This window comes from uncultured Dialister sp., assembly GCF_937959425.1.
GTDB lineage: Bacteria > Bacillota > Negativicutes > Veillonellales > Dialisteraceae > Dialister.
In genome coordinates, this window is sequence record NZ_CALGPS010000134.1 from 1 (window position 1) to 11,653 (window position 11,653).

The following is an 11,653-nucleotide window of genomic DNA, read 5'->3' on the forward strand; positions in this document are numbered from 1 at the left end:
ATGTCTACACCTCTTATATAATTTACTTTGATAATCCTGTAGCAATAGACTCGATAAGGATTACTGTTTTCATAAGTTCATAGAATTTTCCCATCATGGGAAACAAAGCAAGATTTAGATAATACATTTTCTATTTATTTAAAATTCTATTCCAGCTCATTATTTTAATTTTTTGCAGATCCAAAAGTAAAAGCCAAGACACCTCATCTTCAACAATATATATTTTATTAAATCTTTTTTGTCTAAATGTATAGCATATTTTAGCCGAAGAACCTGGCTCCACGAATGATTATAAGCTAATCGTGATATATCAGGCTTCTTTAAGATATAGTCGACATTAAAAAAATAATATGACTTTTCTAGCTCAATGGCAAATTGCAAAAGTCGACTCAGAAATTTTACCTTCAAGTCATCATTATCTATATAATGCCATAAATATTTCAGGGTATTAATATAATTATTTTCTTTTATTATTGTAAATCTATGTTGAGCCGAAAAAGGATTTTCTATATAAACATACCAATGCCTTTTCACAAAAATGATTTTCTGTGCCTTTTTCAGAATTTCAAGATTCCATATATTATCTTCTCCATAATTAAGATGGATATCAAAAGGGGTTCCTAAAACCAATGATTTTTTTACAACTTTAGCTACGGGACCTCTATTAATATAGAGGGTTCCCTGCTTAAATATATTATTTTTACCATCAATCATATGTCCAATTAAAAGTGATTTATGAAATTCATCTACAATATCAAAAGATATATTACTACCAATATCTTCGTACTGATTTTTAGGATTCACTTCATATTTAACAAATCCATAAATTACATCTAAACCGGCAGCCTGTTCCTTTTGCAAAATCCATTTCACATCCATAAAATAATTTTTAGTAATCATATCATCTGCATCTATAAATGCTATATATTGACCTGCTGCTTCTTTGACTCCATTATTGCGAGCCATGGAAACACCTTGATTTTTTTGATGAATGACTCTAAATCTATTTAATTTCATGGTAATTTCATCCAAAAATGATGCACAGGACTCACTACTTCCATCATCAACAACGATAACTTCATAATCATTACACTTCTGTTCTTTTATACTATTAAAACACCTTAATATCTCATCATGTGAATTATTGTACACTGGAATAATAATGCTCAATAACGGTTGATTCATCAAATTTTGTCCTTTTAATAACTATAATATGAATAGATTTAGCGATAATAGCGCAAAGTTGCAATTATCCCCCGCTGAATATCAAAGCATGGCTTCCAACCAAGATTCTCTAACTGCTTCGAATTTAAAGAAGAATTATCCATCATATTAAAAACTTTTTTCTCCTCATTGGTGGAATCTTTAAAGATAACCGGTACATGAGCAGCTGAAGAAAATAATTCAGCCAGCTTCCGGATTGTAACGATAGAATACTTATTCGAAATATTATATGCATTTCCACTATATCCATTAAGCAAAATCGACAATATAGCTGACCCGCAGTCTAATGTATAGCAATAGGATCTTAGCTGTAATCCGCTACTCTTTAGCACCAATGGTCTATGATTCACTGCGCATCTAGTAAACTCGGCAGAGACTCTGCTATCATCGTCTTTAATTGAAGGCCCATATACATGTCCAGGTCTCGCCACAACAAAATCAACTCCATATTCTTTTCTATATGAGGAACATAGGGTTTCTGCTGCTCTTTTAGCCGATGGATAACATGCACGGAAATTCAGGATATCAACATATCCATAATCTCCCTCTGAAAAAGGCTGACTCAAACCAGTCTTTCCATACACCTCGCTTGATGATAAATACAGCAGACGTCCGCTTCGATTCATCTTCAAAATATCCAAAAGGCCCACTAAACCACTTATATTAGCAAGCATAGTTTCAACCGGCTTTGTTGCAAATGAATGTGGATCGGCAGGACTGGCTGCATGAATTATAAAATCCGGTTTCAATGTGCCAGTATTCAGATTCCCCTTATCAGCATCATAATATAAGAAAGAAAAATTTCCATTATTCACAAGGAGTTGAAATCTCTTAGCAATACGACTCCTGTTTCTTCCTGCTAAAATAACTTTCGTGTGAAAATTTCGTGTATGATTCATATGAAGAAGTATTTCTACAACAGCAGAGCCAATCATGCCTGTAGCTCCTGTAATGAGTATCGTACGTCCGCGCAACTTGTCGATATTCGGAATACATTTAGACACTGCATCTACATCATTCCAATACTCGTCCGTATAAAGCAGCATTTCTAATTCTCCATTAAATTCTATTCTTGCCCATAATATGCATGAGGGCCATGTTTTCTACTATAATGTTTATCCAGCAAAAATTGAGGTACTTCTTTGATATTTGGATTTAAAAATTCAGAAATAGTAGCCATATGTGCTACTTCTTCTATAACTTTTGCATGATATAAAGCTTCATTAGGATTTTTTCCCCAGCTGAACACACCATGATTTTCACAAAGTGTACCGGGAATTGCCAACCAGTCAAGATTTTTAAACCTTTCAAGAATGACACGCCCGGTATTCTCCTCATAGGCAGACTCCACTTCCTTTTGGCTTAAAGCTCTCGTACAAGGAATACTTCCGAAAAAATAATCTGCCTGTGTTGTTCCATAGCAGGGAATATCACGCCCAGCCTGCGCCCAGGAAGTAGCAAAAGTCGAATGAGTATGTACTATCCCACCAATGTTTCCCCATTTACGATATAAGAGTACATGTGTTGGGGTATCTGAAGAAGGACGCAAATCACCTTCAATAACTTTTCCAGCAAGATTAACAACAACCATCATATCCGGAGTTAAAGACTTATACGGTACTCCACTCGGCTTAATAACAACCAAACCTGTTGCATAGTCAAATCCACTCACATTTCCCCAAGTAAAAGTGACCAGTTGATACGTTTCAAGCCGTTTATTAGCATCACAAACCATATTTTTAAGTTCTTCCAGCATTAGGTAATCTCCATTCGTGATTAATATAACAGTAATTACTTTAGCCAATCTGACCGCTTAGCAATAAGCAGCGCCTTGAAAATATCTATATCTTCCACGGTTGTCAATTTAATGTTTTTTTCGGATCCTGCAGAAAAGTAGACCTGCTTCCCCATTTCAACCATAAGTGTACATGATGCTACAGAATTGGTAATCCCTTTTCTTAAAGCTTCTCTATGCAAATTGCAAATATCACCCAAGAAAAAGCCTTGAGGCGTTTGTGTCCTCTTTAAACGGTCTCTTGGATAGCTTCCGGTAGAAACGATACCGTCTGAAGTCTCCAACATAGCTTCTGCACAGGGAATAGTAGCAATGGCACATCCATACTGCCGTGTTTTTACGATACAATCGGAAATAATCTCATTAGAAACCATAGGTCTTATGGCATCATGGATAAGAACAACATCTTCTTTTTGAAAATGCTTTTCTAGTTCATAAACACCATTTTTTATAGATTCCTGTCCATTTTTTCCACCAGGGATAATATATTTCAATTTAGTTACATTAAACTGGTCAGCATAAGCCTGTAATACTTGTTCCCAACCTGAAATGCAGACAACAGCTATTGCATCTATATCCGGATGATTCTGAAATGCCTGCAGAGTATAAACAATAACAGGCTTCTCGTTTACTGTCAAAAACTGTTTAGGAATATTCTGATGCATCCTTTGGCCGGATCCTCCGGCAATAATCAAAGCAATATTCATTTTTTCTCCTCTTTCCAATAGACTTTGAAATCGTGATGAGAAACCTGTTTATCTTTTGGTGGTAGCTTCATATATTCTCCGTACAAGTTGCGCAAGTATTCATCATAGTTATCCGGTGTATTGAAATAAATCCCCTCAAATATCCTCTTCTTGACCTTGAGGAAGGATGCTCCTTTTACACATTCTTTATAGCCATAATGGGGGAAAGTGCTCACACCAATATATTCACTTGTATCAATATCATACTTCATTGCACGATGAGTTACTATTTGATTAAGGTCAAAAAAGTGGCAAATTACTTTTGCAATTGGAATACCTAAAAATTTAATTCCTGTTCTTGCTATAACTCGAAAGCCAGAAAATGATACATCTCGATCCGCATAATATTTACTTACCGTAAATCTAAGTGCTGATAATGTTGCAATTCTTGTTAATATATTGTTAATAAGCCAAAATCGTTTTCGTTTACCTTCATCATCAGGTGACCCATCCATCGGAAAAAGATCAATGTTAATTCCATGCTTTCCTGAATTGTTAAAATTTTCATTAATTTTTACAGTTCTTGTATCTTCGATATCGGCATATGTTGAGTACCAATTTTTATGATTAATCATTGAATTTACCCTATAGGGGCTTTCCCTTTTATTATATTCATTTAAAAATTTTATATAATCAGGCCGGGGCATAATTATATCAATATCATCATCCCATGGAATAAAACCTTTATGGCGTATTGCACCTAATAGTGTTCCCCCACAAAGATAATAGCGTAACTTATGTTCTTCACAAAAGTTTGCTACGTCGATTAGAATATTTAATTCAATGAGTTTCATTTCATCCACCGTAATTATATTCATAATAGCTCCTCAAATTCAAAGTATATAATTTAAGCCTATAACTTTCCTATATACACTTACATACACAGTTATTCTTTATCCTATATCCCTTTCCTATTAGAATATAATTCTTCAAAAATTGAATATTCTTTAGAATCTTTGGACATGGGTGTCTGGATGATAGTATCTTCATAGATACAGAAATCTGTTCTAATAACTGACAAGCTTTTACTCCAACAGTTTATGGCTGCCGTCTTTATAATAATATCTTCTCCTACATCTCTACGTATTTTCTGAACAACACTAATCATTGAATATCCAGTATCTACCGAATCATCTACCACCAATAAATTTTTCTTATTCTTCAAAACCCGCAAGCATACATCAGAATTATCCCAATATATTTTCCGTTCTTTATATTCTTTATGCACACCAGAAGCTAACTCCATTTTCCTGAGACTTAATTTTACGCTCTGAGGTAAGCACCTAAGGACTGGCGAAATGAGTTCTTTTAATTTACCACCTTCCCTTTCAGCATGGATACCAATATTATCCACTTTAAAATATCCTGCGATAGTGTCTCCAATTAAGTAGCCCCCACGAGCTATATAGACAACCAAATCAGGTCTAAAGTCAGCTTCTACTTTTCTGGCAAGACTCAGGCTTTCTTTTTCTAAATTTTCTAAGGATAATACGATAGAGTTCATTGAATTTACCTCTTTCAATCAATCTCACTAATCGCGCTAGTCGCGTCAGCTGATGCGCATATTTGAGACAACCATGCGGATAGAATTCTAATCCATCCAAAGCTAAAGCTTCCTTAAACTTTTCAGCTGAGTCCGGTGCAATGGATGATTCCATGTAATTATACCCAACTTCAAAAATAGTATGTGCATCCGAACCTATCACTTTTCTCAAGTCGTACTTTACTGCAATCTCCATCTGTTTTTTATCATATAAAGAAGATATATTACGACCATTATGACACTCGATACAATCTACTAATTTTCTTATACGCTGCAATGCAGTATCCGCTAAAACCGTTTTATACCGCTTTTCGTCATAAGGGTGTGGAATATACACAATTCCATGCTGCTTTTTTATTTCATCTACAGTCTTCTCCGGAGATTGAAATGGTTTAATTTTCTGGTTAAGAAATAGTCCAATGATTTCTCCCTCTGAAGTCATGATTTCTTCCCCGATAATAACCTTTAATTTATTTCCTCTGTTAGCACAATAATTCCTAAATTCCACTGCTCCCTTAATATTGTTATGCTCAGTTATAGCAATATAATCTACACCTTTCTTTATGCACTTATTATATAGCAAGAAAAAAGGTAATAAACTATCATGTGAATACTTGGTGTGAACATGCGTGATGATTCTATATTTCATTCCTCTAGCTACCTGGATATAATGCAATCTACTAAGTGGAGGCAATAATACATACTCAGATGAATATCTAATTACATCAATTGGACTTCTGCATTATTACTTCCTATTAACAATAAAATCAATACGCCCCTTTATGGTTGAGGACAACCGCAATGGTGCGCCAGAGAAGCACGAGATCCAGCCAGACGCTCCAGTTATGCACGTACCAGCTGTCCATCTGTACGCGCTCGGGGTAGTCGATGTCGCTGCGGCCGCTGGTCTGCCACATGCCGGTGATGCCGGGGAGGACGGAGTAGTACTCCTTGATATATCTCCCATACCGCGGGACTTCCTTCTGGATGATGGGACGGGGACCGACGAGGCTCATCTCACCTTTGAGAACATTCAGGAGCTGAGGTAGCTCATCGAGGCTGGTCTTTCTAAGGAAGGCGCCGCTCTTGGTGATGCGGGGATCGTTCTTCAGTTTGAATTCTCTATCCCATTCCTCTTTCGCCGCCGGATCGGTCGCCAGGAGGTGCTCCAGTACTTCTTTCGAGTTTACGCACATGGAGCGAAATTTGTAGCAGTTGAATTCTTTTCCGTTTTTCCCTACCCGCCGATGCTTGAAAATGACGGGGCCCGGGGAGTCGTGATAGACCCAGATGGCAATGGCCAGAAGGATGGGCGATATGAGGATGCCGCCGCAGATGGTGGCCACGATATCGAAGATTCGTTTCAGCAGCTGGTTCCAGGGGCTGGCCAGGTTATTCCGGATATGAAGGACCATGATTTTCGCATCGAAGAAGGATTCTGCAGTCACATTGGACATGGGGACGGCCACCAGATTCGGAACCACGTCTACCTGCTTCACCAGAGACTGGGCGCGGTAGATGAGGTCTGACAGATCATCTTGGGGAAGTCCCGGCGTTGCGATGAGTACCGTGCGGACTCCCGTTTCCTGGATAATTTCTTCCATATCATCAAATCCTCCCAGTACAGAAAGTCCATGGATGGGGGTATTTACGGGATGCCGGTCTTCCAGAAATCCCACCACCCGATAGCGCATACCGGAGTCGCGAAGGATCTGCTGTACCACCAGCTCTGCCGTCTTTCCGGCACCTACGATAAGTACGGGAATCTGGAAAGCTTTCACCTGCTTCATCACTTTGCTTAGTACCACACGCAGCACTGCCATCAGCATAAAAGCAAGGATGGTGTAGAAAACTACAAAAAGACGGGACACCTGTCCCGAGACCTGGGCAAAGAACATGAGGATAATGCCCAGCACCGTGCCTTCCAAGCACGCAAAAAAGAGACGCTCCACCATACGATATATGAGCATGCGTCTCCCGTAGAGTCCGCTATAGAAATTGAAAAACATAAAAACCAGCGGCAGCCACAGGAAAAGATAGCCCTCAGACACCTGAAAGGTGCTGAAGGTCATGATGCAGTTCCTGATATACACTGCCAGTATCCCTGCCACTGTCAGGGCGGCATAGTCGCCCAAGGCAAAAATAAGAGACGGTAAAAGTCTCCCGCCTGCGTCCTGCCTTGCTGCCTGTGTATAGTTACGATTCATAAATCCCCCGGATAGTTCAGATAATTTCATTTGTTTTATATGTGTGTTATTCATGTATTATAGCACAGATGAGGGAGGGGGAGAATATGAGATTTGAGATTTGAGATAGTTAGAGACAATCAGACGGTCAGACTTCAGACGGTCAGACTATCAGACTTCAGATGGGCCCTTCGGGCCTGTGGTGGGCGGCCTTTACAATCATATATGGCCGCCTCTTTTGATAAAACCATACAACCACGCCTGTGGCGTGAAAGGAACAGAAAACAGCTGCCTTCGGCAGCTCTCCCCCTTTGGTGCCTTACGGCACCACCTTCGCCACGGTGTGAAGCGTGTCACACGATTCTCAGGTCGCTAGCACTCCCCTACGAATCGTGTTCCCTTGCCACCCCGCTGAAGCGGTGGGACTATGGGTGCTGAGCCCTGTGCCACATGTCTTTACAGGTAAGCATAGGGGAAATCTGCCCCTCCGGAGTGGCAAAGGAACTGGATTTGTAGGGGAGTGAAACGACCCGAAAATCCAGTGACATGCTTTCCCGTGGAGAGACGCCGCCTATGCCGGCAGAAGGGGTGCATTTCCCACGGGCGAAGCCCGGTTTTGCGGTTTTCCCCTCGCCTCCTTGGGCGGTTTTGAAGGTTTTATCATAAGAGGCGCCCTTTTTTGATGTTTATGGGCGCCCTCCTTTCTGCCGGCTGGTATTTATGAGCAATCCTCTCATTTGCAGCATGCACCGAGATTCTTCACTTCGTTCAGAATGACGCGTCCGGCAGGAAGGTCTTGTCAGTTGTTTCCGCTAATGATCCTTTATGCTTTCGTATCCAAATGAGCCATGGAAGCATAGTGCCAGGTTGGAGTGGCGTTCCAGTGAATGTTTCCCGCTTTTTATATAGTCCCAGCTTTCCTTATACGAGCCGTCTATGAAAACAGTTTGGGATGTCATTAATTGGATGAAGTATTCCGGCTTATCTGTGCAGATTTCTGCAAATTCATAGGATAGTTCTTCTTTTTCTTCGTCTGTCAGATTTATCCGATTGTGAAGGACATGTTCAAGGTTTGATGACATATAGTACAGGCTGTAGGATAATCCACCTATGTTATGCGTATCAAGCAGCTTTTGGACATTCTGCTGTTTGATATGGTTTCTCCGGCTGAGATTTCCCTTAGAGCTGCATCTGATATTGTCTTCTGAATAAACAATCTGACTGCAGTCAGGTTCTTCCTGAATTAATTCGTCAGGGATAAAGGCTCCATCGGTATCAATAATATGCACAATACGAAGGATGTTGCTTTTGGTAAGAAATTTTTTACTGCAAAACGCTTTGATTTCTTCATGCAGTTTTCTAATGATATTCCGGTTTGTGACATTTCTATCCGATGTGATATCTCCATGCATGATCAGGGGTTCTATCCGGCTGGATGCAAAAATATACTTTAATGATCCGGTCAATGATGTGTCATCTGAAGGGCCTTCCAGAATGAAAATCATGGCTTTTTTACGCATGAGGTCTACCCCCTTTGGGATTTAACCTGCGTTTCTCTTCCTGCATTCCGGCCTTACGGAAAGCTGCCGCAATTTTGTAATTTTCCGTTTCATCATATAAGGTATAGTGATCGTTTCCTAAAATAATGTTTCTATAATAGCTGCTGCGCAGATTATTGGACCGTTTCATATTTCTGATTCGAATATATCGGTCATCAGGATCCGTTGTGGTAAAAGCAGCGCACAAAGGCGGTAAGGTTTCCAGAGGCCGCAGGTTATGGGATGTAAAAATCAGCTGGCCTTTTCCTCTTTCCTGTATGATAGACAGGAGTTCGCCTAAGAGGTATTCAAAGATGCCGGAATCCAATTCATCCACTGCCACGGTCATGGATGGCCTATTGTAAATTTCTATGAAGAGCTGGAGCACGGAGACGATTTTCTTAATGCCATCTGATTCGTAAACCAGCGGGATTTCTTGTCCATTACGGCAGGAGGTCAGTCCTATCCTTATTCCTTCCATATGCGTTTTACCCACAAAATCTGTGCCTAAATTGTGAATTCCTATAGTTAATCCGGGGATGAGCGTCTGGAGGACAATATTCATATAGCCAATCATTTCAGACAGGACGCGAAACATATCTTTGGGAATTACGGGAGGTTTATTGATCGGCAGCAGGGTTTGTCCAATGGCGCTGCCTTCGAGATGGAATGCGAAAGGCAGCCCGGATAAGCTGATGATTCCATTCATATCTGTTTTCATGACAAATAACTCGAAGTTGCCAAATCGAACCAAGGAGTCAATCAATAACCGATACATTCCGGCCTGTTTATTTTTCCGTATGAAAGACAGGAGTTCTGAAGAGAAAATAAAGGATTTGCCCAGCTTTAACGCCATCCCTTTATCCCCCATGAGCTGGATATAGGCAGTTTTATCGTCAATGAGAAGATCATATTTAGCTTTAGGAAGGAATACAGCGTTGTCCGATTTTGTATTCATCACGGTGGACATTGGATACTTTAAATTTTCTCCTTCCACTGCGCATTTCAATTCTTCGTCAAAAATAACAGGATGATACTGCACTGTGTTCTCATCTGCCTCAGCAATGGCAGCCACATTAGAATCCGGCAATGCAGCTGCTCTTTTTAATTTAAATGTATATTTCACCCTGTAAAGGATATTGTCTGCTGACACGATAAAATGAAATGACAGTATAGCACACTCGGCACCATACATAATGTATCCGGCATATTGGTCGTCTAAGATTCTCCCGCACAGTGCCTGTTTCAAAACATTCAGTGAATCTATAAATGCCGTCTTCCCCGAACCGTTCTGTCCAAAAATGCCAAGCACAGAGGATTTAAAGCCTTCGGGCTGTAAAGACAAGTCAATGCTTCCATGTCTTACATTTTTGAAATTCCAAAGTTCCACATAGGTGATGCGTACCATATCTCCCTTTGCCATCATTGTTATTCCTCCTCCATATCGGCACTTATTTTTATTATCATAAATATTCCTGCAAATTTAGTCAACATATTTATCGAAATAAGAATAAAAAATACCTATTTTTAAAAGTAAATGCCAGATTTTGAGATTTGAGGAGTTTTTATTGTCCCACCGCTCGCGGGCGGGAAGGTGGTACGCAGTACCAAAGGGGGAAGACGGCGAAAGCCTTCAGACGGTCAGATGATAGACGGTCAGACGTCAGACTGGCAGTGTGCCGGAAAGCGTATCCCCTACTTGCGGCGGGCAGCACAGTACCGGGAGATTTCTCGACTCCGCTCGAAATGCCAGGGCGTTTTGTTGTGCCACCGCGCGCGGGGGAAAGGTGGTACGTAGTACCAAAGGGGGAGACGGCGCAAGCCGTCAGACAGTCAGACTTCAGACTATCAGACATCAGACGGGCAGTGTGCCAGGAAGCGTATCCCCCACTTACGGCGGGCAGCATAGTGCCGGGAGATTTCTCGACTCCGCTCGAAATGACAGGGAGGGGAGAGATTTGAGGAAAGAGATTTGAGATTTAAGGAGATAGAGACAATCAGAGGGGAGACGTCAGACGGTCAGACTTCAGACGGGCCCTTCGGGCCTGCGGTGGGCGGCCTTTGATCATATATGGCCGCCTCTTTTGATCATATATGGCCGCCTCTTATAATAAAACCATACAACCACGCCTTTGGCGTGAGGGAAAACATGTCAACCAGGCTGCGCCTGATGGAAATGCACCCCTTCTGTCGCCTCCGGCAACGTCTCCCCCGGTGGGGGAGATTTTAGCGGCGCTATGCTTTGTGATGCTTATGAGTCCTAAAGCTGAGCGGCAGCGCAAACTTCCCCCTCCGGGGGAAGTCCCCGTAGGGGGATAGGGGTGCATTTCCCACGGGCGAAGCCCGGTTTTGCGTTTTTCCCTTCGCCCCTTGGGGCGGTTTTAAAGGTTTGATCATAAGAGGCGCCTTTTTTATAAGCGGGCGCCCTCCTTTACCGAGATTCTTCGCATCGTTCAGACTAACGCGCCCGGCAGGAAGGAATCAGTCAGTTGAAAGCGGATAACGAGTAGCCGGAAGTCTGGCCATCTCCTTAAATCCCAAATCTCTCTTTGGCACAAAAGGGCGCCTTCCATATGAAAGGTGCCCTTTTTGATCCGGCTTATGCATTCTTTTCTTCTATT

10 protein-coding genes are annotated in these 11,653 nt (G+C 41.1%); all 10 read right to left on the bottom strand.

Translation table 11 applies throughout. The annotated features are described in order from the left end of the window. Nucleotides 1-159 precede the first annotated feature (159 nt). Nucleotides 160-1,170, bottom strand: coding sequence for a glycosyltransferase family 2 protein (locus tag Q0482_RS05900; protein ID WP_299144598.1), 1,011 nt, complete (start codon nucleotides 1,168-1,170; stop codon nucleotides 160-162). A 53-nt stretch (nucleotides 1,171-1,223) separates the two neighbouring features. After that, on the bottom strand, nucleotides 1,224-2,270 hold the full coding sequence (locus Q0482_RS05905) for an NAD-dependent epimerase/dehydratase family protein (RefSeq protein ID WP_299144601.1): 1,047 nt from the start codon (nucleotides 2,268-2,270) through the stop codon (nucleotides 1,224-1,226). Between the two features lie 20 nt (nucleotides 2,271-2,290). Further along, the gene (locus Q0482_RS05910; RefSeq protein WP_299144604.1) at nucleotides 2,291-3,028 is read right to left on the bottom strand and encodes an L-ribulose-5-phosphate 4-epimerase; all 738 of its coding nucleotides are present in this window, start codon (nucleotides 3,026-3,028) and stop codon (nucleotides 2,291-2,293) included. Then, nucleotides 3,016-3,726 (bottom strand): IspD/TarI family cytidylyltransferase, encoded by a 711-nt coding sequence (locus tag Q0482_RS05915; RefSeq protein WP_299144606.1) that lies wholly within the window; start codon nucleotides 3,724-3,726, stop codon nucleotides 3,016-3,018. Before Q0482_RS05915 ends, Q0482_RS05910 begins: the two co-directional genes overlap by 13 nt. Beyond that, entirely contained in the window at nucleotides 3,723-4,583 is an 861-nt protein-coding gene (locus Q0482_RS05920; protein WP_299144609.1) for a LicD family protein, read from the bottom strand. Before Q0482_RS05920 ends, Q0482_RS05915 begins: the two co-directional genes overlap by 4 nt. An 80-nt stretch (nucleotides 4,584-4,663) precedes the next feature. Next, entirely contained in the window at nucleotides 4,664-5,269 is a 606-nt protein-coding gene (locus tag Q0482_RS05925; RefSeq protein ID WP_299144611.1) for a hypothetical protein, read from the bottom strand. Next, entirely contained in the window at nucleotides 5,196-5,957 is a 762-nt protein-coding gene (locus tag Q0482_RS05930) for a PHP domain-containing protein (RefSeq protein WP_299144613.1), read from the bottom strand. The genes Q0482_RS05925 and Q0482_RS05930 overlap by 74 nt, the downstream gene beginning before the upstream one ends. A gap of 118 nt (nucleotides 5,958-6,075) precedes the next feature. Next, on the bottom strand, nucleotides 6,076-7,545 hold the full coding sequence (gene wbaP, locus Q0482_RS05935; RefSeq protein WP_299144615.1) for an undecaprenyl-phosphate galactose phosphotransferase WbaP: 1,470 nt from the start codon (nucleotides 7,543-7,545) through the stop codon (nucleotides 6,076-6,078). 761 nt (nucleotides 7,546-8,306) lie between these two features. Then, a complete protein-coding gene (locus tag Q0482_RS05940; protein ID WP_299144618.1) occupies nucleotides 8,307-9,014 on the bottom strand; it encodes a hypothetical protein in 708 nt (235 codons plus the stop codon). Next, on the bottom strand, nucleotides 9,007-10,458 hold the full coding sequence (locus Q0482_RS05945) for an ATP-binding protein (RefSeq protein ID WP_299144620.1): 1,452 nt from the start codon (nucleotides 10,456-10,458) through the stop codon (nucleotides 9,007-9,009). Before Q0482_RS05945 ends, Q0482_RS05940 begins: the two co-directional genes overlap by 8 nt. Nucleotides 10,459-11,653: the final 1,195 nt, after the last annotated feature.

Coding starts and splice junctions, on each gene's coding strand:
- Q0482_RS05925 (WP_299144611.1), bottom strand. CDS start 5,269: ATGAACTCTATCGTATTATCCTTAGAAAATTTAGAAAAAGAAAGCCTG.
- Q0482_RS05930 (WP_299144613.1), bottom strand. CDS start 5,957: ATGAAATATAGAATCATCACGCATGTTCACACCAAGTATTCACATGAT.
- Q0482_RS05915 (WP_299144606.1), bottom strand. CDS start 3,726: ATGAATATTGCTTTGATTATTGCCGGAGGATCCGGCCAAAGGATGCAT.
- Q0482_RS05920 (WP_299144609.1), bottom strand. CDS start 4,583: ATGAATATAATTACGGTGGATGAAATGAAACTCATTGAATTAAATATT.
- Q0482_RS05905 (WP_299144601.1), bottom strand. CDS start 2,270: ATGCTGCTTTATACGGACGAGTATTGGAATGATGTAGATGCAGTGTCT.
- wbaP (WP_299144615.1), bottom strand. CDS start 7,545: ATGAAATTATCTGAACTATCCGGGGGATTTATGAATCGTAACTATACA.
- Q0482_RS05945 (WP_299144620.1), bottom strand. CDS start 10,458: ATGATGGCAAAGGGAGATATGGTACGCATCACCTATGTGGAACTTTGG.
- Q0482_RS05940 (WP_299144618.1), bottom strand. CDS start 9,014: ATGCGTAAAAAAGCCATGATTTTCATTCTGGAAGGCCCTTCAGATGAC.